We start from the raw sequence: 25,405 nt of genomic DNA, 5'->3' as shown, positions 1-25,405 counted from the left end.
CAAAGCCTTTGACGCGGATTTTTAGATAAGACAAAGCATTAATGGTTAGTGTAAAAATAATATTACATTTAATGTTTTTTATTATTTACACTTGAAAATGTTTTTCAGGCTGTTATTTTATTATCTCACTCCGTAGTAACGGCCGGATAGAAATAACTGTAAATTTAAATGTACAAGGTAAAGTCATGAATAAGAGCGAACTCAGCGATATTAATATCAGTGAACAGCAGGTGCTGATTACCCCTCAGGAACTGAAAAACAAAATCCCACTTAGTGACAACGCGCGTCGCTTTATTCGTGAATCTCGCCAAACCATCGCGGATATCATTCATAAGCGTGACCACCGTTTGCTGGTGGTGTGTGGTCCTTGTTCTATTCATGACTTAGATGCTGCCAAAGATTATGCCCGCCGTTTGAAAGCATTATCAGAGCAGTTAAGTGATCAAATTTACCTTGTTATGCGTGTCTACTTTGAGAAACCGAGAACCACAGTGGGTTGGAAAGGGTTGATCAATGATCCACATTTAGACGGCAGTTTTGATATCGAGCACGGCTTGCACATCGGTCGTCAATTATTGGTTGAATTGGCAGAAATGGAAATTCCATTAGCCACTGAGGCGTTGGACCCCATTAGCCCACAATACCTAGCGGATACTTTTAGCTGGGCGGCAATTGGTGCACGTACTACTGAATCACAGACGCACCGAGAGATGGCGAGTGGTCTTTCTATGCCTATTGGGTTTAAAAATGGGACTGATGGCAGCCTTTCTACGGCGATAAATGCCATGCAAGCCGCTTCCTCAAGCCATCGCTTTATGGGGATTAACCGTGAAGGTCAAGTGGCGTTGCTGACGACTCAGGGCAACCAAAATGGACACGTTATTTTACGTGGCGGTAAACAAACCAATTATGATTCTGTGTCTGTGGCAGAGTGCGAACAAGAAATGGCTCAGCATTCTCTTGATTGTTCATTGATGGTGGATTGCAGTCACGCCAACTCGCGTAAAGATTTCCGTCGCCAGACCTTAGTTGCAGAAGATGTGATGGCACAGATTCGTGAAGGCAACCGCTCTATTATTGGGCTTATGATCGAAAGCCATATCAATGAAGGCAACCAAAGTTCAGATTTACCTTTTGATCAAATGGAGTATGGTGTTTCTATCACCGATGCGTGTATAAACTGGGAGACCACAGAAACATTACTGCGCAAAGCACATAGTGAGTTAACCCCATTTTTGGAAAATCGTCTACAAGGGTAAGGGAGCATAAATGGCTGTAGAACTGAATGAGTTACGTGATGGTATTGATGCCGTTGATAAGCAAATTCTTGATTTGTTATCTCAGCGTCTGGCATTAGTCGAAAAGGTTGGTGAAGTTAAAAGCCGTCACGGTTTGCCTATTTATGCACCGGATCGAGAAGCCGCAATGCTTGCTTCTCGCCGTGAAGAAGCTGAGAGGATCGGTGTTCCTCCGCAACTTATCGAAGATATTTTGCGCCGAACGATGCGTGAGTCTTATGCCAGCGAAAAGGACTCGGGGTTTAAATGCCTCAATCCTGAATTACGTTCTGTGGTGGTTATTGGTGGGCATGGTCAGCTCGGTGGGCTATTTAGCCGTATGTTCCGCCTTTCTGGCTATGAGGTAAAAGTACTCGGCAGTAAAGATTGGCACAAAGCAGATGAGCTACTCAGTGATGCTGGCCTTGTGGTTGTGACGGTGCCGATTCACCTGACGCAAGGCGTGATTGAGAAACTCGGTAATTTGCCTAAAGATTGCATCTTATGCGATTTAACATCGATTAAGAGCAAACCGCTGAAAGCGATGTTAGACGTTCATGCTGGTCCAGTTGTTGGCCTTCACCCAATGTTTGGTCCGGATGTGCCGAGCCTTGCTAAACAAGTGATAGTGCATTGTGATGGGCGTGATGAGTCGGCGTACCAATGGTTACTCAAGCAGTTTTCGATTTGGGGAGCCAGCCTATGCCAAATGAGTGCAGAAGATCACGATCACGGCATGACACTGATTCAAGCGCTACGCCACTTTACGTCGTTTGCCTACGGCTTGCACTTAAGCAAAGAAAACCCCAATATTGACCGCTTGCTGCAATTAAGTTCTCCGATTTATCGTTTGGAAATTGCCATGGTTGGACGCTTATTCGCTCAAGATCCAAATTTGTATGGTGATATTATCTTCTCGTCTCAAGAGAATATTGAAATGATAGAGCGTTTCCATCAGCGTTTAGGCGAAGCCGTCAAACTGCTGGAAGGGGGAAATAAGCAAGCATTTATTGAAAGCTTTGCTCAGGTCAGTGAGTGGTTTGGCGATTACTCTCAGCAATTTATGACCGAGAGCCAGAACTTGCTTAAACAAGCTAATGACTCTATTCATCGAGGTTGATTGAGAGCATCCGAGGCAATAAAAAGAGCGCACTGCGCTCTTTTTTTAATTATTACCTTTGACTAAGTTGCGCATCAAAAGTGCTCTTCGTCACCAATATCTGAGAGATGTTCTAGATTTCTGTGCAGTAACTCATCAGTACCGACATTCAGTTCAACAAGACGTTTCAGGTGGCTGAGACTCTCAATATCAATATGGTCGATCCTCATGCGCAGTAATGCGCCAATCTGTTCGACAATTTGCGCGGTCATGGTGAGTTCGATTTCGGACCCTGGCAAAGTAAACGCGACATCGATCAATAACTCGCCATTAAACGGAAGCGGCGTTTCGCTCACCGTGAGCAATAAGCCATGCAATGACACATCTTTCAGTTGTCCTGTGCAGTGTAAGTCACCCTGAGTAAGGCTTGCCGTTGCATGATATACAATGCGTGAAAATCGTCGTCTTTCTTTCATAATTTAATCCCAATCCTTTTTTCTAAAGGTTAGCAAAAGAATCACACTTTCGAGCTAGGGAAGTGTGAGCGGGGCTCAATTTTATTCAGTTGTCAGTACAAAAAAGCCGCTGATATTCAGCGGCTTTAGAACACAGTTTACACCGATTATTTGGTGATTCGTTTGTACTTGATACGATGCGGTTCTGCCGCTTCTGGACCCAAGGTTTTCTTCAGCCAATCCATATACTCGGTGTAGTTCCCTTCGTAGAAGTTAACTTGGCCTTCATCACGGTAATCGATGATGTGCGTCGCGATACGGTCAAGGAACCAACGGTCATGCGAAATCACCATGGCACAACCAGGGAATTCCAGTAGTGCTTCTTCAAGCGCACGCAAAGTTTCCACATCAAGATCGTTGGTTGGTTCGTCGAGTAGCAATACGTTGCCGCCCGCTTTTAATAGCTTGGCTAAGTGAACACGGTTTCGCTCACCCCCAGACAGTTCACCAATGACCTTTTGTTGATCAGAACCTTTGAAGTTGAAACGAGAACAGTAAGCTCGCGCCGGTATTTCAAAGTTGTTGATCTTAATGATGTCCGAACCTTCAGAAATCTCTTGGAATACCGTGTTTGTGTCATTCATTGAGTCACGGAACTGCTCAACAGAAGCCAGTTTCACCGTGTCGCCCAATTCAATACTACCCGAATCAGGTTGTTCAGTGCCGCTGAGCATCTTGAATAACGTTGATTTACCAGCACCGTTAGCACCGATAATACCGACGATTGCGCCTTTCGGAATACTAAAGGACAGATCGTCGATCAATACGCGGCCATCAAATGATTTAGTGAGGTTATTGACATCGATAACCTTGTCACCAAGACGTTCACCTGGCGGAATAAACAGCTCATTGGTTTCGTTACGCTTCTGGTGATCGTTATTTTGCAGTTCTTCAAAGCGTGCCATACGTGCTTTGGATTTTGCTTGGCGACCTTTTGGATTCTGACGAACCCATTCCAGTTCTTTCTCAATGGTTTTTTGACGCGCTTTTTCTTGTGAAGCTTCTTGTTGTAGGCGAGCGTCTTTTTGCTCAAGCCAAGAGGTGTAGTTCCCTTCCCAAGGAATACCTTCACCACGGTCAAGTTCCAAAATCCAGCCCGCTGCATTGTCTAAGAAGTAGCGGTCGTGGGTAATAGCGACAACAGTGCCCGTGTAATCAACTAAGAAGCGTTCTAACCAAGCAACGGATTCCGCATCCAGGTGGTTGGTTGGTTCGTCGAGCAGCAGCATGTCTGGCTTTTCAAGCAATAGACGACAAATGGCAACACGACGACGTTCCCCCCCCGAGAGGTGAGCAATTTTTTGATCCCATTCTGGTAAGCGCAATGCTTCTGCTGCGCGCTCAAGCGCGTTTTCAAGGTTGTGGCCATCTTTGGCTTGAATCAAACCTTCAAGCTCGCCTTGCTCTTTAGCCAGTGCATCAAAGTCCGCATCAGGGTCGGCATAAGCTGCATAAACCGCATCCAGACGTTTTAAAGCATCAGCGACATCAGAAACGGCTTCTTCCACCACTTCACGTACGGTTTTGGATTCGTCTAGTACAGGTTCTTGTGGCAAGTAACCCACGTTCAACCCAGGTTGAGGACGCGCTTCGCCGTCGATGTCAGTATCAATCCCTGCCATGATACGCAGTAGTGTTGATTTACCTGCACCGTTAAGACCAAGAACACCAATTTTGGCACCTGGAAAAAAGCTCAGTGAAATGTCTTTCAGGATTTGACGCTTAGGTGGCACGATTTTGCTCACCCGCGACATAGTATATACGTATTCAGCCATCGCCGATCGTTCCTAAATTGTCTGTTTGAATGTCAAAGAGTAAGGCATTTTAACTTAATCGCTGAGCTTTTGTTACCCACCAATTGTGCGAGGTAAAATTTATTCGCAACATCAATGAAAAATGACTTAATTGATTGAGTAAAGCGTCAGTTATGTCACGGTTACGTGAAATTATCACGAAACGGGCGTTGAGGCTTTACAGCCTTGTATAGAATGAGCCTTAATGACTAGGCATTCACCTAAACAGAGCACCAAGGATCTTTAATGTATCGACGTAATCCTTCGCGCCCGCAACGCCTTCTTGTCGGCTTATGCACGTTAATTTGCGGCGCAACGATTCCACTGACTTCTCACGCTTTAACGCTCAAACAACAACGTGACCGCTACGATGCCGCGCAAACCATGCTCGACAAACGACAAGTGGAACGGTACCAAGCGATGCGTTCTGAAATTGCGGATTATCCATTAACCCCTTATATCGATTATCGTGCATTTTTGGTTGATATCGAAAAGCGCTCACCGAATGAAGTGAAACGTTTTGTCGCTGAGCATCAAGACTTTCCGTTTGCCAATCGTGTGGGGCCCCGTTATTTATTAAGCTTGGCGATGAATGATAAGTGGTCAACCTTCCTTGAATATCAAACACATGAGCCGAAGGGCGAAACCTATCAGTGCCACTACTATTACGCAAATTATAAAGTGGGTGATCGTGACCTCGCTTTTCAAGGCGCTGAGAAATTATGGTTAAGTGGCCACAGTGTTTCCAATGCATGTGACGATCTGTTTTCTGCTTGGAAAAGTGCAGGGCTGCAAACCGATGAACTGATACTCGCTCGCATGGTAAAAGCGTTTGAAGAGCGCAATGCCAGTATGATGCGCTACTTGAAAAAACAGGTCACGGGTAGCAAGACGAGCCAACAAGCACAAGCCATGATTGCGTTATTTAATGACCCGGCGTCAGTCGCATCGTTTGCTAAAAAGTCGCCGAAAAGTGCGTTTTATCGTCAGCAAACGTATCTCGCTATGCGAGCGTTAACCCGGCGTGATGCTGACCAAGCTCGACAAGCATTTGATGGCGTCGTTAAAGCACAAGATTTTTCTGCTGAGCAACAGCAGAAAATAGCGGACTACATCGCGTATTATTCGATGAACACCGATTCAAAAGCGCTTGCACAATGGCGTGATGAGGCAATTAAAACTACGCAAGATACCAACCTCATTGCGCGCCGTACCCGTTTGGCTATTCAAAACGCTAACTGGCGGGAGGTGAAAAAGTGGATCGATCACCTGCCAGAAGCGGAGCAAATTTCACTGCGCTGGCAGTATTGGTATGGTCGAGCTGATATCGCCCTTGGTTATCCCACTAAAGGTCAGCAGCGTTTAGAGAAAATCGTTGGCCAACGTAACTTTTATAGCGTCGCTGCTGCGTCCGCTATCCATCAATCCATTCATTATCCAACGCAAACACTGACTTTGAACGAGCAGTTAATCAAGCCTTATCAATCGACACTAGTACGTATTGATGAGCTGATCGCCCGCGATAAAATTGCTGCTGCGAAAAGTGAATGGCAATGGTTACTGTTGAATGTTGATACGGCAGATAAAAAAGAGATGCTTGCCGCCTATGCGGCCACTCAGCACTGGCATAATCTCACGGTCACCGCGAGTATTCAGGCAAAAATGTGGGATCATTTAGAGTTACGTTTTCCGGCGGCTCACCAGTGGTGGTTTAATTTCTACGGTGAGAAAACCGGCATTGACCCTGTGACTTTGATGTCGCTAGCTCGTCAGGAGAGTGCGTTTGATGCGAAGGCGCGATCGCCAGTTGGAGCTCGCGGTTTAATGCAGATCATGCCCGCCACCGCGAAGTACACCGCCCGCAAATACAAGCTCAGTTACAATGGCGGTGAGCAGCTGTTTGATGTCGGTAAAAACATTGAAATTGGTAGCCGTTATTTAGAGGGGCTCCTCAAACAGTACGATAACAATCGAATTTTCGCGTTTGCTGCGTATAATGCAGGTCCTAATAGAGTGAAAACTTGGCGGGAGCGCACCCAAGGTAAACTCGATGCGTACGCGTTTATTGAAGCGATTCCGTTTAACGAAACGCGAGGTTATGTACAAAACATTTTAATGTTTGAGACCTATTATCGAGACTTGCTGGGTGTGGATGGTGCGTTCCTCAATCAACATGAGATCAATACCAAGTATTGAGTAGGTGATAGGAACTATGTCACAGCAACCTGAGTACACAGACTGGCAGCAAATTGTCGATTTGATTAAGCAAAGCGCAGACCAAGATCAGCATGGCATGTTATTGACGATGCTATTAACGGCGGATGAGCGAGAAGCGCTGATTGCGCGGGTGAATATCTTTTGCGAGTTACTCAAAGGAGAGTTGTCTCAACGGCAAATCAGCCAGATGCTTGGTGTTGGTGTCGCGACCATTACTCGCGGCTCCAACGAACTGAAATCGAAAGATGAGCAGCAAAGAGCGCTGATTGAAAAATTGCTCAGGGCTTAACTGAATCATTATTCACAAAAAGAGCGGCTGGGCCGCTCTTTTTTTGCCTGTCACATTCCCGCTTTGGATTAGAGGTTGGCAGGGTAATGCTCAGGATGAACAAAGGGGATCAACGCCAATATAAGCGCTTGATGGTAGACCGAGCTGCGAGTCAGCAGGTTATGTGTCAGTAAGCCGATCGCGCCTCCCTTTTGTTTAATGTTATCGGTATCAAATACCTCATCCATCACATCGCCTAATTCATTGGCGTGGGCGAGTTTTTCAATGACCAAAGGTGGCAGTGCTAAGCTGGCCGAGCGCGACTCTCCGCGCTGCTGGTGGGACTCTACAATCATCCAAGCGAAGGTTTTATCGCCTTCAATCCCCGCTTCCAAACCAACATAAAACGCGCCATCTGTGAGCAACTTTTTCGCGTTGCTAACACGGTTGCGTGCTCCATCATACGTTTCTTGGTCACTCATCGGTTGGTCTGAGACTTCGCTTGCGACACTGACCCCTTCAAAATCAAACACCTCTTGGGGAAAGACACTTTGAAAAGCACTTTCCACTGCAGCAATTTTTGCTGGATTAAGCGAAGCGATAACCACTTTTCTGACTGGCATTAGCCTCTCCTTGAGTCTGTTTATAGCGTTGGGCAAGTTCTTCAATCGTTAATGGTACAGATAACAAATTCCCTTGCAAATAATCGCAGCCACTTTGTGTTAGCCAATATTGAAGCTCACGGCTTTCGACGCCTTCGGCTGTGACGATCATTGATTGAGAATGGCAAAGCGCGACAAGTGGTTTAAGCACTTGACGCTTATTGGTCTTGACCAGCGTGGTCAAAAATTCGCGGTCAAATTTAATTTTGTGGACCGGGTATTCAACCAACTGAGTGATGGAGGTATACCCAGAGCCAAAGTCATCGATGGCCAATTTAAAGCCCATCACCGACAGTTCGTGCAGCAATGAGTAACTCTGTGAATCACTGGCAAACGTTTCGGTGATTTCAAAGTCGATATTGCCTGCTGGTATGTGATAGGTCAGCGCTGTATTGATGATGTACTTGGCAAGCAACGCTGAATCAAGCTCGGCCGAAGAGAGATTAATCGACAAGTCCATTTGCGAGCCTAGAATATAGGTCAGCTGGTGGAAGTCTTGAAAGGCGCGCTTAATCACCCAGCGATCAATTAATCCAAACATACCGGTTTGTTCTGCAATTGGAATGAATTCGCCTGGTGCTACTTCACCCAATGAAGGCGAATGCCAGCGAATTAAGGATTCCACACCTTTGATCACCTCACCGCTTTGATCGAAATAAGGCTGATAACATAGGGAGAATTCGTTATCAAAGTCTGCATTACGCAGCGCTTGTTCTAGCCGAGCCCGGCGACGAACGGTTTTATCCAACTCTTGTGAATAATGGGCTACTTGGTTTTTACCCGCGCGCTTAGCTTGATACATCGCTGTATCGGCGTGCGATAGCAACTTAGTGATGTCATCAGCATCATCAGGAAACGACGCAATACCAATACTGGCCGTAATCGGGAAGTTACTTAGCGGCGAGTCAACGCCATGTTCAATGGGTTCAAGAATATCTTTGGCTAAATTTTCAGCAATTTCACTGTCGTGAGTGGTTGAGAGCAAAAACACCGCAAATTCATCGCCGGAGAGTCGTGCGGGTAAGCATTGCAAGCTGTAGCGACGCTGGTAGACAAAACTGAGTTTGCGAATGTGTTCGGCAAAATCAACCAGCAGTGAGTCACCGAGGTGGTGGCCATATTTATCGTTGACGTATTTGAAATTATCGAGGTCGATGTACAAAATCCACGCGGTGAATGGCGCTGCCGATTGTGGTTCCAGCAGTTTCTCTTTGAGATGCTGCTGGAATTGATAGCGATTGGCTAATTGAGTCAGATGATCATTTTCGGCCATCGCTTTGGTTTTTTGATAGCTTGAGTTGAGCTCGTTATACATGTCATGCACACGCACTGATAAACGGCCGATTTCATCGTTAGAGGTTAGCTTTTGAATATTCCAACGCTTACGCTGTTCAACTTGTTTGAGTTGCTGATCGAGGCGTGTGATCGGTCTTATCACTCGTTGATAGAGCAGGTACAGCAAAATAAACAGTGTGATACTGGCGGAAAGCGCATAAGAAAGCATGAGCTTACGTTCAATATGCTTTAGTTTGTTGTTCAACAGATATTGTGCCGGAGAGAGTACCGCAAATAACGATGGCATTAGCTCAACAGACTGAGTTAAATCGGTTGATTGAATCGGACTCTCAGTGAAAAACAAACTGGTGTCATTGTCTAACTCAATGTTACGACGCATCGTGTCGAACTGCTCAAGCTGAATATAGACAACCACAAAATAGATTTGATCGCGATTATAGCTCAGCGGCGTTTTTAAGGTTTGTTTATCAAGTACATCAAAACGCACCAAAGTGTCATTGCCGGCTTCATCATGAATAAAACCGATGTCATAAGTTTGGCTCTGTTTGTCCTGATGCTGGCTTTGTACAAATTGGCGAATATTGGGGTCAATGGCGGTAAAAGGGTCACCTTGATTATCCGCATAGAACTGTTCGCTATACTGGCTATCGAGAATCGCAACCGACACGCTGTCATTTTTGCTCTGGTGCATCGACGCTATCGTATCTTGCAGGTTTTCGTACAAATCCATTTCGCTGTATGGATTACTTTGCTCGCGCAGATAGTGCTCAACAATATCGCTTTGAGTTAATGTGAGCGAATAGCTATTGAGTGCAGCAAGTGACTGACGAAACTGACCCGCTAACTTTTCCATTGTCAGCTGTAAGTAACTGTACTCACGTTTGATTAATGAGTCTTTTTGACTGTAATAAATGCTGTAGCTCGATACAACTGAGCTCAGCAAAATTACTGGGGTAACCAGTAATAACACTCTAGTATTGAGTTTCATGATCTTTAAGGAGTTTATAAAGTATTTTTGCCCTTAAATTGATGTTTTGAGCCGACAAACTCGCATCAAGTTGACCTTGAGTATGTGAAAGGTGCTTGGGAAACAGAGTCGAATCATTTAGATACCATTCTGGCATCAATTTTAGAGCGCTCGAATTGGGCGTTGCTGCACGAACAAACATCGCGTTGTCGGCGGCAACTTGAGGAGTGGACAAATACTCAAGAAAAGCCTTTGCTTGCTGCTTATTACTTGAGTTTTTGTTGATGGCTAAGCAGTCGACCCAAATATAAGGATGGTCATCAGGTACAATGAACCCCCATAGGTCTTTTTTTAGATAACGGTTCAGTGCGTAGTTATCGCCGCTGTAGGCCATCGCCATGGTGACATTACTTGCGTCACGGTGGCTGCGAACGTAGCTAAGAATGTATTCAAACGTCAGAATATTGGGTAAAAAAGCCTGCATTTTTTTAAAGACTTGCTGTAGTTCACTCGGGTCGTCACTGATCGGTGAAAGCCCCAGGCTCGAAAACGCGGGTAACAGGGTATCGACCATGTCCGTAAGTAGACCAATATGCCCAGATAACTCAGGAGGAGGCGATAGAAATTCTTTCCAAGTCTTTGGTGGCTGGGAAACTTTGTCTTTCCGATAGGCAATACCAATCCGCCCCCAAAAATAAGGAACGGCATAACGACCACATGCTTTATTCCAAACGGGATTATTGTTCTGAGGATTTTTGAGGGAGGAGAGATCTTCGAATGAACCCGCTTTGCCATAAAGGTTCGCTGAAATGTTGTCGAGTACCGTAATATCAAAAGGGAGTTTGGGGATATTCATCATCAACAAGTTACGTTCATCGTCGTTATCAAAGTTTGCGATTTTTATCCTTTGGTTGGTGAGGTCTTCCCAATGACGACGTACCTGAGGAGATAAACTGTCTTCCCACATATAAATATTGAGAGGGGGAGGCTCTGCAAGAGCAAACGTACTGAAACAACAACAAAAAGTAACGTGAAGTCCGAATCTCATAACAACGTTTGGATAATTATTAGCCGCGATAAGATAGCAGCTTTGGTTGGACAAACAACCCCAATTTATAAATCCATTGGTTAAATTGGGGTTTTCTCATTTATGCTATCTATTATTTTGCAAAACGACGAAATTAGAGTTTTATCTGGGTTGGTTTGACGTTTTCACTTGGATAACAACCTAACACTTTTAAGTGTTTAGTAATTTTAGTCAGCTCAGCTAAGGCTTTTTGCATATGTTCTGAGTTGAGCTGTGCTTCGAGATCGACATAGAACATCTCTTCCCAAGGGTTCCCCATAATCGGTCTTGATTCTAGTTTCGTCATATTGATGCCGTAGCGTTGAAGCACAAGTAGTGTCTCGACCAAAGAACCGGCATGTTGCGTTGTTGACATAATTAATGTGGTTTTCGCCGGAATTTGACTCGAGACTTCCACAGGCTTGCGGGCAACAACAATAAAGCGAGTATGGTTTTCGGTTTGGTTGGCGATTTGGCTTTGTAATGACTGCAAGCCATACAATTTACCACTGCTCGCATTGCCAATAGCGGCGACATCATTTCGGTTCAGCTCTTTGACCTTTTTCATAGCATCTGCGGTGCTGGCGCAGGACTTCAAGGTTACTCCCTCCAAGCGACTTAAAAACTCACTGCATTGTTGGTGAGGTTGCGGATGAGAGTAGAGTACTTTGATGTCTTCAAGACGAATATCGTTGGTTGCGACGAGGCAGTGTTCTATGGGTAACGTAAGCTCGCCGACGATATATAAGGTTGTATGCTGCAACAAGTCGTAGACTTCATTGATTGACCCTGAACTGGTGTTTTCAATTGGCAATACGCCGTAGTCGGCATGGCCAGACTCAACCGTGGAGGCTACTTCTTTAAAGTGCCCACAATTGACTTCAATCAGCTCCATATTTTTACGACTAAAATATTCACGGCTGGCTAAATGGGAATATGATCCTTTTGCCCCAAGAAAAGCGACGCGAGCTAAGGGCTTTCGGCTTAACTCTGGGTTGGCTAAATTCTGCAGGTAGGATTGTTGAAGCAGTACGGAATCTTCAATGATGGTATGGAATAGCTTAGTAATATATTGAGCATCAAGGTGGTATTTATCGTGACCAGCATTAATCAGTTTGACCAACAGTTGCTGTTCACGCTCAGCATCGCGTACTGGCTTTGACGTCTCAACTTTGCTTTTGGCGACCTCAATACTTAATTGACGACGTTCAGAAAACAGCTTGAGTAAATTGTCATCCAGTTCATTTAAGCGAAGGCGAATTTCTTCAAGGGAGTATTTCTGCTGAGCCATATTACTAATCCTTATATAAAAAAAGCCCCCCGTTTGGGAGGCTTCGTCTCTATTCGTTTTTGATTACTCTTTATGAAACGATTTAGCCCCCACTAGAAATGGCGGATAAAAAAGAAATCAAAAAAGAATAGAATGAGTGAGTTCATGTTCAAAAGCACATCGGTTAATTCGTCAAACACAATAAGCAAGGGACTGTAAAGCGTCAAGAAAAAAATAGCGCCTTGCGGCGCTATTTAAGTCATCCTTTTATTCTACGGTTTCTTCAAGCACTGGCTTTTCCGCTCTGCGAGCCTCAGGCTTATGACGAAGTTTATTCAGTTGACGCTCCAATTTTTGCTCAACTTCGTTAATGGCCGCATACAGATCTTCATTTTGAGCAGAGGCAACCAGTTTGCCTTTCGGAATGGTGATAACCGCTTCAAAACGCTTCTGTTTATTCGGTTCTTCACTGAATGAAGTTTGGCAACCAATGATGTCCACTTGCCACTTTTCTAGCTTTTTGAACTTGGCCTCAATATGGTTGCGGATTGCAGAGGTGATATCGATGTTTTTACCAGTGATGTTTACTTTCATATTGCATTTCCTCTGTAGAATCCCTCATGGGTTAACTTCAGATTACTGCTTCAAGGTAAAAAAGATGTGACTTAGATCACGTATAAAATCGGGTTTTTGGGCATCAAATTGGATTGTGATCCAAAGCAAAGAGTCTTACTGTTTTACCCCAAAAAAGCTTGTCGAAGCGAAAAAATAACGCTACGTTTGAGTAAGTAGCACGCTAGAAATTATCCGTTTTTAGGGAGTTTTTACGGCTTTGAAAAGAAGGTTGCTTAGTCTTTGAACAATAAAGGAATTTGCGCTTGATCACGTCGGTGAATGTTTGAATTTTCCGGCTATTCAAGTGGACAATTCTGTTTTTGTTTTCTATCGAATTTAGATATAAAAAAACCGCAGCTTCGTCTGCGGTTTTTTTGTGTTGGACCCTAGGCTAAAAAAGCTGCGTTACTTTTTAACCGGATTGAGCTTCATCAGGGTTTGCGTATGTTTGACCGCATCATCCATTCCTAATGCTTGGTAAGCTTTCAATTGAATATTCAATGATTCGCGAGCTGCTTGGGTATCTGGGTAAGTTTTTTGCAGCTCTTGGGAGCGGTTAATCGCGGCGATCCAAGCTTCACGGCGCAAGTAGAAGTCAGCGGTAGCAAGGTCATAATTGGCAAGACGATTTTTTAGCGCAAATAAGCGTTTATGCGCGTCTTCTGCGTAGGGGCTATTTGGATAGCGTTCGAGCAGACGTTTAAAGTCAGCAAATGCGGCTTTTACTGGTTCAGGATCGCGATCGCTACGATCGATACCGAACATGTCGTGCATGAAATTGCGGTCTTGTGCCATGTGGGTCAGGCCGCGCATGTACAATACCCAGTCTAACTTTTCATGGGTGGGGTTCAAACGCGTAAAGCGCTCAATTGTCGCTAAACCTAGCGCCAAGTCATCATTTTTGTAATACGCATAAATAAGATCAAGTTGAACCTGCTCTGAATAGGCGCCGAATGGATAACGTGAATCCAACGCTTCTAACTTTTCAATTGCCGTCATCCAGTTTCCTCCTTGCAGAGAAATTTGGGCTTCAGAATACAGCTCAGAAGGTGGGCTATCTGGCACAACTTCTTTGTCGCTGCTTGAGCAGCCCACTAATAGAGACACGGCCAACAAGCCAGATAAAGTACGCAGTTTCATGTCAGGAGTCGGTTCCTTTAGGTAAATATTTCTTAAGCACCGTTACATTCAGCGAAGTAACAGATACAATAACGGCATTATTTTTCCATACTAGTGAGCATTAGTCTCACAGTTTTTAAAAAAGTTCGATATGGCTCAGCAGATTGAATTAACACACACCGTAAATGAAAGCCAATTAGGTCAGCGCTTAGACCAAGCGATCGCCGAATTATTCACCGATTTTTCTCGTTCACGTCTCAAAGAGTGGTTACTTGAAGGTAAAGTTCAGGTTGATGGTCAGGTGATCACCAAGCCTCGCACTAAAGTGATGGGGGGCGAACTCATCACTGTTCAAGCCGAACTTGAAGATGAAGAGCGTTGGGAAGCACAAGATATTGCGCTGAATATTGTTTACGAAGACGATGATATCATCGTTATTAATAAACCACGTGATTTAGTGGTTCACCCTGGTGCAGGCACGCCTGATGGTACGGTGCTGAATGGGTTACTCTTCCATTACCCTGATATTGCGGAAGTTCCGCGAGCAGGCATTGTGCACCGTCTGGATAAAGACACCACGGGTTTGATGGTGGTGGCTAAAACAGTACCGGCACAAACACGTTTGGTGCGCGCACTGCAAAAACGCAAAATTACTCGTGAATATGAAGCGATTGCGATTGGACGTATGACGGCGGGCGGCATGGTTGAAAAGCCAATTGGACGTCACTCGACCAAGCGCACTTTAATGGCGGTTACGCCGACGGGAAAACCGGCGATTACTCATTATCGTGTGGCTGAACATTTTCGTGAGCATACGCGTATTCGCCTGCGTCTAGAAACTGGGCGTACTCACCAAATTCGTGTGCATATGTCTTATTTGCAGCACCCATTGTTAGGTGATACCGCTTATGGTGGTCGAGCACGAATCCCGAAAGGCGCCAGTGCAGAGCTTACCGAGATGATTCGCCAATTTGACCGCCAAGCGCTGCATGCAGCCATGTTGCGTTTCGAACACCCGGTAACGGGTGAAGAGCTTGAGTTTCATGCGCCGATTCCAGATGACATGGTCGCGATGACCGAAGCTCTGCGTCTTGATACCGAACAATTTGGTCTCGAAGAAGAGTTTTAAGCATGGATTTGATCACTCCCAATTGGTCTGAAGTTAAGAATGTTCACGCCGTGTCGTCAACACGAGACGGCGGCGTTTCCCTCGGTGAGTACCGTGGGCTCAATATTGGTGATCATGTTGGGGATGATTGGATCAAAGTCGAACACAACCGTCAGCGTTTAATGCAACAAGCAGGCATGCCTAGTGCGCCTGTATGGTTAAATCAAACCCACTCAACCAAGGTGGTGGCGCTGAATGCGCCAACCAGTAAAGTGATTGACGCGGATGGTGTGTTTACGACAACGCCTGGCGTGGTTTGTAGTGCTATGACCGCAGACTGCTTGCCTGTGCTATTAGCGGACCGCCAAGGACGGGGCGTGGCCGCTGTCCACGCGGGGTGGCGCGGCTTAGCTCACGGCATCGTCGAAAATGCACTTAACTACTTTGAGGGAGAGGTTGTTGCTTGGCTTGGGCCAGCAATAGGCCCCGCTGTATTTGAAGTTGGTGACGATGTCCGCGACGCTTTTATGAGTGAAGATGCAAACGCACATCTGGCGTTTCGTCGTGGGCGACAAACGGGTAAGTGGTGGGCAGATATGCCACGACTTGCTACTCAAAGGCTCAACCTAGCAGGCGTAGATGCTGTTTATAATAGCGGTTTATGCACCTACCAAGATTCAAATCGCTTCTATTCATATCGTCGTGATGGCGTGACCGGGCGTCAGGCCAGTTTCATCTGGATTGAGGAATAATTCTGGAGCAAGTCGCTCTTTTGATTGAACCTCACTCATAGACCTTGAAAATCACTCATCGAGTATCCATCTTCTTTGTTGTTAAATCACGATTATCTTAATTGAGGTTAGGAAGGTAGATATGCGTCTCGATAGATTTACCAGCAAGTTTCAAATTGCGATTTCTGATGCTCAGTCATTAGCACTTGGGCGTGACCATCAATATATCGAACCTGCACACCTGATGGTGGCCTTGCTCGATCAAAATGGCAGTCCAATTCGGCCTCTGCTGACGATGATGGACATCGACGTCACTCAGTTACGTTCAAAACTGGGAGAAATTCTTGATCGCTTGCCAAAAGTGAGTGGCATTGGTGGCGATGTGCAGTTGTCATCATCCATGGGTTCCATGTTCAATCTTTGTGACAAGATTGCTCAAAAGCGCAAAGATGCATACATCTCATCGGAGATTTTTCTTCTCGCTGCATTGGAAGACCGCGGCCCGCTGGGCTCATTATTAAAAGAGCTTGGGTTGACCGAGAAAAAAGTCAGTGATGCGATTGAGAAGGTGCGCGGCGGACAAACCGTCGATGACCCTAATGCTGAAGAGCTTCGCCAAGCATTAGAAAAATTTACTATTGATCTCACTGAGCGAGCGGAACAAGGCAAGTTGGACCCTGTGATCGGCCGTGACGATGAGATTCGTCGTACTATTCAAGTGTTACAGCGCAGAACGAAAAACAACCCAGTGATCATTGGTGAGCCTGGTGTGGGTAAAACAGCGATTGTCGAAGGGCTGGCTCAGCGCATCGTCAACAATGAGGTCCCCGAAGGGTTACGCAACAAACGTGTTCTGTCTCTGGATATGGGCGCATTGGTTGCGGGAGCGAAATACCGTGGTGAATTCGAAGAGCGGTTGAAATCGGTACTGAATGAGCTTGCCAAAGAAGAAGGCAACGTCATCTTATTCATTGATGAAATCCATACGATGGTCGGCGCCGGTAAGGGTGAAGGCTCAATGGATGCCGGTAACATGCTCAAGCCAGCTCTGGCTCGTGGTGAGCTACATTGTGTTGGTGCAACAACATTGGATGAGTATCGCCAATACATCGAAAAAGACCCAGCACTGGAGCGCCGTTTCCAAAAAGTGTTGGTTGATGAACCGAGTGTTGAAGACACAGTGGCGATTCTACGCGGATTAAAAGAGCGTTATGAGCTGCACCACCATGTTGAAATCACGGACCCGGCGATTGTCTCAGCAGCCACGCTTTCACATCGATACGTCTCTGACAGGCAGTTGCCGGATAAAGCCATCGACTTAATCGATGAAGCGGCTTCAAGCATTCGTATGCAGATCGACTCTAAACCGGAAGCTCTTGATCGTTTAGAGCGTAAAATCATCCAACTTAAAATTGAGCAGCAAGCGCTAACCAATGAACATGATGATGCCAGTGAGCGTCGTTTGGTGACGCTCAATGATGAGTTGGCAGATAAAGAGCGTGAATTGGCAGAGCTCAGCGAAGTTTGGAACACTGAAAAAGCGGCGCTGTCTGGCACTCAACACATTAAGTCTGAGCTTGAACAAGCGCGTATGGATATGGAGTTTGCGCGTCGTGCTGGCGATTTAAGCCGCATGTCCGAGCTGCAGTATGGTCGTATTCCAGAGCTTGAAAAACAGCTCGACCTAGCGGCACAAGCAGAAATGCAAGAGATGACGCTGCTCAAAAACAAAGTAACAGATGCGGAAATCGCAGAAGTGCTATCGAAACAAACCGGGATTCCGGTTTCGAAAATGCTTGAAGCAGAAAAAGATAAGTTGCTGCGCATGGAAGAAGTGCTGCATCAACGGGTGATTGGTCAAACGGAAGCGGTTGAGGCCGTTGCGGACGCGATTCGCCGTAGCCGAGCTGGATTATCCGATCCGCACCGTCCGATTGGCTCGTTCCTATTTTTAGGCCCAACAGGGGTAGGTAAAACCGAACTGTGTAAGACACTGGCTAACTTTATGTTTGATAGTGAAGACAACATGGTTCGAATCGACATGTCGGAATTTATGGAGAAACACTCTGTGGCCCGTCTTGTCGGTGCGCCTCCTGGTTATGTTGGCTACGAAGAAGGGGGCTACTTAACGGAAGCGGTGCGACGCAAACCGTACTCGGTTATCTTGCTTGATGAAGTGGAAAAAGCACACCCTGATGTGTTCAATATTCTACTGCAAGTATTGGACGATGGGCGTTTAACGGATGGTCAAGGTCGCACGGTCGATTTTCGTAATACCGTGGTGATCATGACGTCAAACTTAGGCTCGACTCGCATTCAGGAAAACTTCGCTAAACTGGATTACCAAGGCATTAAAGATCAGGTAATGGAAGTTGTCGCTCAGCATTTCCGTCCTGAGTTCTTAAACCGAGTGGACGAGACGGTGGTATTCCATCCATTGGGCTCCGATCACATCAAGTCTATCGCTTCGATCCAGTTGGCGCGTTTGTCGCAACGTATGGAAGATCAAGGCTATGAGCTACAAGTATCGGATGAAGCGCTAGCCATGATTGCGGAAGTTGGCTTTGATCCGGTGTATGGCGCGCGGCCTCTAAAACGTGCCGTACAACAAAGTGTTGAGAACCCACTCGCGAAGCAAATCCTTGCTGGTCAAGTGGTTCCGGGGATGCCAGTTAAACTTGATGCGGTCGATGGTAAAATTGTGGCCACACAATAAGCGTGTTAAGAGTAAAAAAGCCATGCGGATGCATGGCTTTTTTTATATCACTTGATTAAGCGAAATTGGCATTAATGCGCATTTTTAAATATTCTTGCGCGGTCATTGGCTGATAACGTTGTTTCGGCCCTTGAATGACTTGATCGCGGTTAGCTTGACAAAAGAACGCCATACTATAGCGTGAACCTTGGTTTTCGCTTTCTGTTGGCATGCGTACTCGGTGAAGCGTTGATTTTAGTTCATCATCACTCCAGCGCATGAGCATGTCACCAATATTACAGGTAATCACACCAGCTTTGGGGATCACATTACTCCAGACTAAGTTTTGTTTAGCGTCTTTGCCTGCAGCGGCTTGTAGCCCTCCTTGATCTTCTTGCTGAAAGACCATTGTCAGGCAATCAAAATCGGTATGGGCACCTGCACGCCAATGTTCCCCTTCTGTGGGAATGTCTTTCATTGGCAAATAGTGCAGCATTCGCAATGTGCTCAAATAATTTTGAGAGTCTCGCTGATGGGCTTGGGTGAAAAAGTCACGTTCAAAGCCCAGCTTGTCTGCAAAGCAAGACAGCACCTTCATGCCAAGTTGCCACGCTTGAAACTCCATCGATAACAAGTGAGATTTGAACTCGGGTACTAAAACGTCACTTGGCCATAAGTCCTCCATGTGCGGTAACGTGATCTGGTAAGACTCTTTTTGATCGGCGGAATCGGTGGAAGGACGAACTTGTTGTTTAAACTCCCAACCTGCATTGAGCCCTTCCTTGAGCGGGAATTGTTGCTTCTCTTGATTGGGTAAAGAGAAAAACTCTTCACTCACTTGGAATGCTTTTTCAATATCCCTTAACGCGATACCGTGATTCGTCAGTTGAAAGAAGCCGACTTGTGTGGCCGCATGCCAAAGTTGCTCAGTGATCTCCTCGCGACGCTGCTCAAAATTGTCAAGGTCAATCATAGGAATGGCATCGACATCGGCTTCGACACCGCGCCCTCCAATGGTTGTTTCAAAGTTAAGTTCGTCTAAAGCATAAGAAGTTTGAGTCATTGTGTTGTTCTCCAATTTAAGCAATTGCTTGTGATTGGAGCAATGTCCAGCAATCATCAACGATTACAGACCGCTTCTACTCCGTACTTTGGGTTGTTAGGGCTACCACACCCCGTGTTGAATTTCGGCCGCTTCCTCTTCCAGTAGCGGGCCGATAACCTCGACTTTACGCTGACCAGAGTCAAATACCGTGCGGCAAGGTAGTGCTAACGTCGGGTTTTCTGGATGATTTCCGGTGATTGATTTGAGTTTTTCCTCACTGAGTCCATAAACTACGCGTCCAACACCAGCCCAATAAATCGCACCAGCACACATCGCACAAGGCTCTGCGGAAATATACAAGGTGCACTGCGAGAGAAAATCGGGACGGTAGCGCTTGCTGGCTTTGGTCATGATCAGACGTTCAGCATGTCCAGTCATATCCAAATCAGGAAGGTAGCCATTGATTTGCTCCAATAAGATTTCGCCATTCGCATTAACCAGAACGGCAGCAAAAGGATGAATACCTTTACTTTTTGCGTCTTCTGCCAATGAAAAACTGTAACGTAAAAATTTTAAATCCAGTGTTTTATCCAGCATCTTCTCTCCCTATGAACGCTGTTTTTCTTCGTCAGATAAGCTCCATGCAAAGCAGCCTTTCTGTATCCAACTAACGGATTTAAACAGCAGCATGCTGACCAGTGATAGGAACATTAAAGCGGCGAACGCTTGTGGAATCTTGAAGTATGAAGTTGAAAATTGAACTAAATAGCCTAAGCCTTTTTCTGCAGCGACAAACTCGGCAATCACCGCCCCAATGACAGCGAGTGTAATGGCGACTTTGATACCACTGAAAATATGTGGAATTGCATAAGGTAAACGAATTTGCCAGATGGTTTTCTTCGTATTGACGTTCAGAGAGCGAGATAACTCAATCAACTCTGGCGGTGTGGCTAACATGCCTGTGGTAGCGGAAACCACCAATGGGAAAAAGGTAATGAGGCACGTAATAGCCAGTCGTGGTGCATCGCCAGTACCTAAAATAACAATCAACAGTGGCGCGATGGCGACAACTGGGGTCGACTGAATCACCACCAATAACGGAAATACAGCTCGAGTGAGAAACTTTGAACTGACCATCATAATCGCGAGAGGAATACTGATAACAAAAGACAGCCCAAACCCCAGTAGCGCAATGCGTAGTGTGGCCCAAAGGTTGTCCAACCAGCGATCTGTCGAGACTTGATTAAACGCGATAAAAATATCTGACGGCGCTGGAAGAATGAAGGTCGGCACGGAAAAAACTCGACAGATCAACTCCCACAAAGGAATCAGCGCCAAAATCGCCAGCAATGGCAAACCGTTATGTGACCAATAAGAGGCTAAGCGTTTCATATTGTATCCTTACTCTATGTGATTACGCGCGGCGACGCAGCGGAGCGACATTATCTTTATCAGCGCTAGCCGTGGTTTCCATGACGGCAGGTCGGTAAAAGTATTCACGAATCTTTGTGGTGTAGTCGCTGAATGTTTTTTCTTGCAGTGTATTGATGGTACGTGGACGTGGAAGATTGATTTGAATTTCTTCGAGAACCGTACTGGGTCTAGGGCCCATCACGAGTACTTTGTCGGCGAGTAACACGGCTTCTGAGATCGAGTGCGTAATAAACAGAACGGTTTTGGGTTTTTCCATCCAAATCCGTTGCAGTTCAAAGCCCATTTCCTCACGAGTTAACGCGTCAAGGGCCGAGAAAGGCTCATCCATAATCAAAATATCTGGGTTTAGAAGCAAAGCTCTAGCAATTCCGACGCGCTGTTGCATACCACCTGACAGTTCATTTGGCATGCTGGTGGTAAAGTCCGCAAGCCCCACTTTTTCAAGTAAAGACTGGGCGTGTTTGCGGTCTTTATCACTGACATGACCAAATTTATGCTTGAGCGGAAACAGAACATTATCCAGTACATTTTTCCAAGGAAGCAACGTCGGTTTTTGAAACACGATGCCGATATCTTCTCGAGGCCCACTGACAGGATGACCAAATACGCGAACCTGACCTTCACTGGGCTCAATGAGCCCAGATAAAACTCGTAATAGTGTCGATTTACCACACCCAGAAGGGCCAACAATCGCAACAAACTCATGTTTGCTCACATCAAAATTGACGTTATCAAGGACTTTGACCGATTGTTTCTCTGAGTGATAGGTGTGACCGACTTGGCTAAATGACACAAAAGGCTGCATTAGTTCACTCCTTGAAAGAACTCACGTGAAATGGCATTTTCTGGGTTGAGTTTCTCAAGCTCGATATCTTGTGCTTCTGCCGTCCATTTCCACGTCTCAGCCAAACGTACAGGGGTAAAGGCGCCAATTCCATCACGTTCACTGACTTCGTTAATGACCAAATCGCGAATCGATTTAATGGTATCTGCAGCTTGTTGCGTGTCGACTTCAGGAACGACATCGTGAACGGCTTGCGCGCTTTTTTCTGGGTTTTCCCACGTGTAGGCTACGGCTTTATCAAATGCCTTTAAGAAACGTTTCACCACGTCAGGTCGTTCCGCCATCATGCGGTCACTAGCGATCACCGATGAAGAGTAGAACTCTAGCCCTGCATCATACCAAGGGAAGATATCGATTTTTTTGCCAGCTTGTTTTGCTTGTTGCTGATTTTTCACTGCATCAGTAATCCAAGAGATCATGACGTCTGATTGTCCTGTAATCAGCATCGGGTTTAGTGCGCCAGGATCCGCTTTTAAAACTTTGACGCTGTTTTCATCGACACCATTCTTCTTAAGTAATAGAGGCAAAAAAACATTCGCTGAGGTGAAAGGTGAGGTGACGATGGTTTTACCAGAGACGTCATCGACAGAGTCAATCCCTGAGCCGCTTAACGCATAGAACGCATAAGGGGCTTTGCTAAATATTGAATAGACCCCTTTGACCGGCACGTTGTCATTCGCTTTTGCGACCAGGAGAGCAACGATATCGGATGAACCTAAATCCGCGATACCTGTGGCCACTTTGGTGATGGCGTCCGTTGAGCCTTTCCCTTGTAAAATGGTGACATCAAGATCTTGCTCAGCAAAAAAACCTTGTTCTACGCCAACGTAAACAGGGGCTTTATCGCCACCAGGTAACCAATCTAGTTGGAAAGTCACTTTATCCATTGCGAAGCTACTCGCGGAGGTGACAAGAAGAGATAAAGAGAGGGTTAAAGTTCTGAGTTTTAAAAGTGGCTTCATAGTTGCTCCGTGTATTCCCTTGCACTTTACAAGTGTGATGCACCGTTCACAGAGTGCCTCACACTGTGACTAACTATGAGCAATGTCCCGATGCACATTGGTGGCATCTAACCGCTTCTACTCACGCATTTCAGATAAATACAGAGCAAACTGTGTGCCATATTTTGTGGACTTGCGCTAAAGCGAATAACAAACCCTTAACGAGTAAAGTGTTAATGCGCAATGAATGAGGTGTTTTTGTATACACTTTTGTTAATTTAATTTTAATGAATGTTATCATTTTGCACCTTTTTGGTTTGTTGGTTGGGTGTTTTTGAATTATTTTGGTGCAAAGTTGAGGCTGGTGTCTCTCAATTGAAGCACCGAACAATGGTCTATTAATTGCATTGTATACAGTAGGAAGCTGAGATCGTGCGAGGTTTCCCAATGAGGATGAGTAGAAGCGGTTAGGAGTTACTACCACTCCGGGACATTGCTCATTAGAAACAGCGAAGGCTGGTTTCTATTGGTTTTATCAAGAGGAGTGGTCTGTGGACTATTTAGTAAAAAATGCAAGTGCGATTGCTTGCGCTCAGTCTAATGTGTCTGATATCCGTATTCGTAATGGCAAAATCGCAGAACTCGGAAATCATTTACTTGCCGAACAAGGGGAAAAAGTCATAGATGCGCAGGGTTGTGTTATTTATCCAGGCCTGGTCAATACACATCATCACCTCGCGCAATCGATTCTTAAGGGGATTCCCGAGGGGCTGAATCAGGGCTTGGGTGAATGGTTAGCCAGTGTCCCTTATCGATACTGGCCGCAAATTACCCCGCAGATGATGTATCACGCAGCTCGCTTGGGGTTCTATGAACTTGTACGTTCAGGGACCACCACCTGTGCAGACCATCATTACTTGTACCATGCCAATTCGAGCAAAGAGATGGAAGAAGCGTTGTGGCAAGCCGCAGAAGATATGGGAATTCGTTTTGTACTGTGCCGTGGAGGCGCCACGGTTAAAGGTTCACATAAAGGGCTTGCTAAAGCCGGGGTGATTCCTGAGTCTACTGAATTAATGTTAGAGCGTTTAGAGCGAACACGAAGTCGATATCATCAGGAAGGGGGAGATGCGATGAGAAAGTTGGTGGTTGCTCCGACGACGATTGCCCACTCAGCGACACCCGATGATTTAAAACTGTTGGCTGAATATGCAAGAAGCCATAAGTTACGTATGCACTCGCATCTTTTGGAGGTGGGGTTTGATAACGAACAAACTTTAGCGAAGTATGGAAAAACGGCAGTCGACTTTGCTGAAAGCTGTGACTGGCTCGGTGATGATGTTTGGTTTGCGCACATTGTTCAAGCAACGGAGCAGGATATTAAAATATTAGCAGAGACGAAAACTGGTATTGCTCATTGTCCGACGTCAAATTGTCGGTTAGGCAGTGGTATTGCACCAATTATAGAGATGGAAAAGGCCGGTATGCCGATTTCTATTGGCGTGGATGGCTCTGCTTCGTCAGAATCGGGGTCGATGATTCAAGAGCTCAACTTAACGTGGTTAATCCATCGAGCCCAACACGGTCCTTCAGCAACCAACGCTGAGCAAGTTCTGAAATGGGGGGCTCAGGGCGGCGCATCCATTCTTGGGTTGGATCAAGTGGGACAAATCGAAGTCGGCTTTGCGGCTGATCTCGTTATCTATGATATTCACAAACCAAGATTTTCTGGTGTTCATTCTCCTCTTATGGCTCCCTTATTATGTGGTGAGCCTGTGGAAATCAAAACCAGCTTCATCAATGGGCGGATTGTATTCCAACAGAACGATAGCGATATTTACCATTCCTTAGTCGAGGATGTTCAACATTCTGTCGAAGAGTTAATTGGCCGTGTTCAGTATCTAGAACGAGCCTAAATTAGGCGCTAACTCAGGTTTTTGCTTATTATTTGACCCATCAGCCAGAAAAGTTACTTTTTTGGCTGCTTTGCTCTTGCCAAGCGATTTTTCCTCCCTATAATGCGCCTCCGTTGCTCAGGAAATTATACTTTCCGAAAGTAACAATAAGGTCACATTTCTTCTGTTATTTAATCAAAAATAAGAGTAGAAAAAACTGTTGACTCATAGAGTTAACTGGTTAAAATGGCCGTCCGCTTTGAGAAGCACTCAAAACAAGCTCTTTAACAATATAAACCTATCAATCTGTGTGGGCACTCGTTGATGATAATCAAAGATGATTCTAAAGAATCAACTGAGGTTTCAATGAACTGAGTGACCAATCAAGACTTCGGTCTTGGCACAGTCAATTCAACATTACTATGTAATGTAATCAGTATTCATTGAGCCAAAAAACTTTAAATTGAAGAGTTTGATCATGGCTCAGATTGAACGCTGGCGGCAGGCCTAACACATGCAAGTCGAGCGGCAGCGACATAAACAAACCT

General features: G+C 45.6%; 21 protein-coding genes and 1 other annotated feature. Of the genes, 8 read left to right on the top strand and 13 right to left on the bottom strand.

All coding sequences use genetic code 11. The features are described 5' to 3' along the window. Nucleotides 1–185: 185 nt before the first annotated feature. Together ACFFUV_RS12870 and tyrA are read left to right on the top strand one after the other, a co-directional pair. On the top strand, nt 186–1,259 hold the full coding sequence (locus ACFFUV_RS12870; protein ID WP_390193395.1) for a 3-deoxy-7-phosphoheptulonate synthase: 1,074 nt from the start codon (nt 186–188) through the stop codon (nt 1,257–1,259). 10 nt (nt 1,260–1,269) lie between these two features. Beyond that, nucleotides 1,270–2,397 (top strand): bifunctional chorismate mutase/prephenate dehydrogenase, encoded by a 1,128-nt coding sequence (tyrA, locus tag ACFFUV_RS12865; RefSeq protein ID WP_390193393.1) that lies wholly within the window; start codon nt 1,270–1,272, stop codon nt 2,395–2,397. Nucleotides 2,398–2,471: 74 nt separating this feature from the next. On the opposite strand, the gene ACFFUV_RS12860 is transcribed toward tyrA, so the two are convergent. Continuing rightward, the gene (locus ACFFUV_RS12860; RefSeq protein WP_390193391.1) at nt 2,472–2,852 is read right to left on the bottom strand and encodes a PilZ domain-containing protein; all 381 of its coding nucleotides are present in this window, start codon (nt 2,850–2,852) and stop codon (nt 2,472–2,474) included. 146 nt (nt 2,853–2,998) lie between these two features. Then, nucleotides 2,999–4,666 (bottom strand): energy-dependent translational throttle protein EttA, encoded by a 1,668-nt coding sequence (gene ettA / locus ACFFUV_RS12855; protein WP_390193389.1) that lies wholly within the window; start codon nt 4,664–4,666, stop codon nt 2,999–3,001. Between the two features lie 264 nt (nt 4,667–4,930). Here ettA and sltY point away from each other — a divergent pair, with 264 nt between their 5' ends. Then, a complete protein-coding gene (sltY, locus tag ACFFUV_RS12850; RefSeq protein ID WP_390193388.1) occupies nt 4,931–6,880 on the top strand; it encodes a murein transglycosylase in 1,950 nt (649 codons plus the stop codon). Between the two features lie 16 nt (nt 6,881–6,896). Beyond that, a complete protein-coding gene (gene trpR, locus ACFFUV_RS12845) occupies nt 6,897–7,190 on the top strand; it encodes a trp operon repressor (protein ID WP_390193386.1) in 294 nt (97 codons plus the stop codon). A gap of 68 nt (nt 7,191–7,258) precedes the next feature. Here the strand turns inward: trpR and yjjX are convergent, their stop codons facing one another. The 6 genes from yjjX to ACFFUV_RS12815 all read right to left on the bottom strand — a co-directional run bounded on the left by yjjX (nt 7,259) and on the right by ACFFUV_RS12815 (nt 14,185). Beyond that, entirely contained in the window at nt 7,259–7,792 is a 534-nt protein-coding gene (yjjX, locus tag ACFFUV_RS12840) for an inosine/xanthosine triphosphatase (RefSeq protein WP_390193384.1), read from the bottom strand. Further along, nucleotides 7,758–10,115 carry a putative bifunctional diguanylate cyclase/phosphodiesterase gene (locus tag ACFFUV_RS12835; RefSeq protein WP_390193383.1) on the bottom strand — a complete coding sequence of 786 codons (2,358 nt, stop codon included), beginning with the start codon at nt 10,113–10,115 and terminating at the stop codon, nt 7,758–7,760. Before ACFFUV_RS12835 ends, yjjX begins: the two co-directional genes overlap by 35 nt. Next, nucleotides 10,099–11,061, bottom strand: coding sequence for a polyamine ABC transporter substrate-binding protein (locus ACFFUV_RS12830; protein ID WP_390193381.1), 963 nt, complete (start codon nt 11,059–11,061; stop codon nt 10,099–10,101). The genes ACFFUV_RS12835 and ACFFUV_RS12830 overlap by 17 nt, the downstream gene beginning before the upstream one ends. Before the next feature lie 214 nt (nt 11,062–11,275). Then, nucleotides 11,276–12,451, bottom strand: a complete 1,176-nt coding sequence (gene pheA, locus ACFFUV_RS12825) for a prephenate dehydratase (RefSeq protein WP_390193380.1) — start codon at nt 12,449–12,451, stop codon at nt 11,276–11,278. 15 nt (nt 12,452–12,466) lie between these two features. Next, nucleotides 12,467–12,595: a sequence feature (Phe leader region), on the bottom strand. A 102-nt stretch (nt 12,596–12,697) separates the two neighbouring features. After that, nucleotides 12,698–13,024 (bottom strand): ribosome hibernation-promoting factor, HPF/YfiA family, encoded by a 327-nt coding sequence (hpf, locus tag ACFFUV_RS12820; protein ID WP_390193378.1) that lies wholly within the window; start codon nt 13,022–13,024, stop codon nt 12,698–12,700. Between the two features lie 426 nt (nt 13,025–13,450). Then, nucleotides 13,451–14,185: an outer membrane protein assembly factor BamD gene (locus ACFFUV_RS12815; protein WP_390193377.1), complete on the bottom strand. Its 735-nt coding sequence runs from the start codon at nt 14,183–14,185 to the stop codon at nt 13,451–13,453. Nucleotides 14,186–14,315: 130 nt separating this feature from the next. Between ACFFUV_RS12815 and rluD the strand changes: the two genes are divergently transcribed. From rluD to clpB, 3 genes are all read left to right on the top strand, one after another. After that, complete coding sequence (rluD, locus tag ACFFUV_RS12810) at nt 14,316–15,293, top strand: 23S rRNA pseudouridine(1911/1915/1917) synthase RluD (protein ID WP_390193375.1); 978 nt, start codon at nt 14,316–14,318, stop codon at nt 15,291–15,293. Between the two features lie 2 nt (nt 15,294–15,295). Beyond that, on the top strand, nt 15,296–16,024 hold the full coding sequence (gene pgeF, locus ACFFUV_RS12805; RefSeq protein WP_390193372.1) for a peptidoglycan editing factor PgeF: 729 nt from the start codon (nt 15,296–15,298) through the stop codon (nt 16,022–16,024). 121 nt (nt 16,025–16,145) lie between these two features. Continuing rightward, a complete protein-coding gene (gene clpB / locus ACFFUV_RS12800) occupies nt 16,146–18,719 on the top strand; it encodes an ATP-dependent chaperone ClpB (RefSeq protein WP_390193369.1) in 2,574 nt (857 codons plus the stop codon). Nucleotides 18,720–18,774: 55 nt separating this feature from the next. Here the strand turns inward: clpB and ACFFUV_RS12795 are convergent, their stop codons facing one another. From ACFFUV_RS12795 to ACFFUV_RS12775, 5 genes are all read right to left on the bottom strand, one after another. Then, nucleotides 18,775–19,761 carry an isopenicillin N synthase family dioxygenase gene (locus ACFFUV_RS12795; protein ID WP_390193365.1) on the bottom strand — a complete coding sequence of 329 codons (987 nt, stop codon included), beginning with the start codon at nt 19,759–19,761 and terminating at the stop codon, nt 18,775–18,777. A 102-nt stretch (nt 19,762–19,863) separates the two neighbouring features. Beyond that, a complete protein-coding gene (locus tag ACFFUV_RS12790; RefSeq protein WP_390193362.1) occupies nt 19,864–20,340 on the bottom strand; it encodes a nucleoside deaminase in 477 nt (158 codons plus the stop codon). 9 nt (nt 20,341–20,349) lie between these two features. Further along, nucleotides 20,350–21,135 carry an ABC transporter permease gene (locus ACFFUV_RS12785; protein WP_390193360.1) on the bottom strand — a complete coding sequence of 262 codons (786 nt, stop codon included), beginning with the start codon at nt 21,133–21,135 and terminating at the stop codon, nt 20,350–20,352. A gap of 22 nt (nt 21,136–21,157) precedes the next feature. Beyond that, complete coding sequence (locus tag ACFFUV_RS12780; protein ID WP_390193356.1) at nt 21,158–21,982, bottom strand: ABC transporter ATP-binding protein; 825 nt, start codon at nt 21,980–21,982, stop codon at nt 21,158–21,160. Next, nucleotides 21,982–22,983 carry an ABC transporter substrate-binding protein gene (locus tag ACFFUV_RS12775; RefSeq protein ID WP_390193353.1) on the bottom strand — a complete coding sequence of 334 codons (1,002 nt, stop codon included), beginning with the start codon at nt 22,981–22,983 and terminating at the stop codon, nt 21,982–21,984. The genes ACFFUV_RS12780 and ACFFUV_RS12775 overlap by 1 nt, the downstream gene beginning before the upstream one ends. 530 nt (nt 22,984–23,513) lie before the next feature. Between ACFFUV_RS12775 and ACFFUV_RS12770 the strand changes: the two genes are divergently transcribed. Further along, nucleotides 23,514–24,878: an amidohydrolase family protein gene (locus ACFFUV_RS12770; protein WP_390193350.1), complete on the top strand. Its 1,365-nt coding sequence runs from the start codon at nt 23,514–23,516 to the stop codon at nt 24,876–24,878. Nucleotides 24,879–25,405 lie beyond the last annotated feature (527 nt).

The organism is Vibrio olivae (genome assembly GCF_042428525.1).
Classification (GTDB): domain Bacteria; phylum Pseudomonadota; class Gammaproteobacteria; order Enterobacterales; family Vibrionaceae; genus Vibrio; species Vibrio olivae.
This window is presented reverse-complemented; position numbering and strand designations above follow the sequence as displayed.

Bases quoted from the DNA above. Each gene is read 5' to 3' on its own strand.
- ACFFUV_RS12790 (WP_390193362.1), bottom strand. From the start codon at position 20,340: ATGCTGGATAAAACACTGGATTTAAAATTTTTACGTTACAGTTTTTCA.
- ettA (WP_390193389.1), bottom strand. From the start codon at position 4,666: ATGGCTGAATACGTATATACTATGTCGCGGGTGAGCAAAATCGTGCCA.
- pheA (WP_390193380.1), bottom strand. From the start codon at position 12,451: ATGGCTCAGCAGAAATACTCCCTTGAAGAAATTCGCCTTCGCTTAAAT.
- trpR (WP_390193386.1), top strand. From the start codon at position 6,897: ATGTCACAGCAACCTGAGTACACAGACTGGCAGCAAATTGTCGATTTG.
- ACFFUV_RS12870 (WP_390193395.1), top strand. From the start codon at position 186: ATGAATAAGAGCGAACTCAGCGATATTAATATCAGTGAACAGCAGGTG.
- rluD (WP_390193375.1), top strand. From the start codon at position 14,316: ATGGCTCAGCAGATTGAATTAACACACACCGTAAATGAAAGCCAATTA.
- ACFFUV_RS12835 (WP_390193383.1), bottom strand. From the start codon at position 10,115: ATGAAACTCAATACTAGAGTGTTATTACTGGTTACCCCAGTAATTTTG.
- ACFFUV_RS12815 (WP_390193377.1), bottom strand. From the start codon at position 14,185: ATGAAACTGCGTACTTTATCTGGCTTGTTGGCCGTGTCTCTATTAGTG.
- ACFFUV_RS12775 (WP_390193353.1), bottom strand. From the start codon at position 22,983: ATGAAGCCACTTTTAAAACTCAGAACTTTAACCCTCTCTTTATCTCTT.
- ACFFUV_RS12830 (WP_390193381.1), bottom strand. From the start codon at position 11,061: ATGTGGGAAGACAGTTTATCTCCTCAGGTACGTCGTCATTGGGAAGAC.
- sltY (WP_390193388.1), top strand. From the start codon at position 4,931: ATGTATCGACGTAATCCTTCGCGCCCGCAACGCCTTCTTGTCGGCTTA.
- ACFFUV_RS12780 (WP_390193356.1), bottom strand. From the start codon at position 21,982: ATGCAGCCTTTTGTGTCATTTAGCCAAGTCGGTCACACCTATCACTCA.
- tyrA (WP_390193393.1), top strand. From the start codon at position 1,270: ATGGCTGTAGAACTGAATGAGTTACGTGATGGTATTGATGCCGTTGAT.
- pgeF (WP_390193372.1), top strand. From the start codon at position 15,296: ATGGATTTGATCACTCCCAATTGGTCTGAAGTTAAGAATGTTCACGCC.
- ACFFUV_RS12785 (WP_390193360.1), bottom strand. From the start codon at position 21,135: ATGAAACGCTTAGCCTCTTATTGGTCACATAACGGTTTGCCATTGCTG.
- ACFFUV_RS12795 (WP_390193365.1), bottom strand. From the start codon at position 19,761: ATGACTCAAACTTCTTATGCTTTAGACGAACTTAACTTTGAAACAACC.
- hpf (WP_390193378.1), bottom strand. From the start codon at position 13,024: ATGAAAGTAAACATCACTGGTAAAAACATCGATATCACCTCTGCAATC.
- ACFFUV_RS12860 (WP_390193391.1), bottom strand. From the start codon at position 2,852: ATGAAAGAAAGACGACGATTTTCACGCATTGTATATCATGCAACGGCA.
- clpB (WP_390193369.1), top strand. From the start codon at position 16,146: ATGCGTCTCGATAGATTTACCAGCAAGTTTCAAATTGCGATTTCTGAT.
- yjjX (WP_390193384.1), bottom strand. From the start codon at position 7,792: ATGCCAGTCAGAAAAGTGGTTATCGCTTCGCTTAATCCAGCAAAAATT.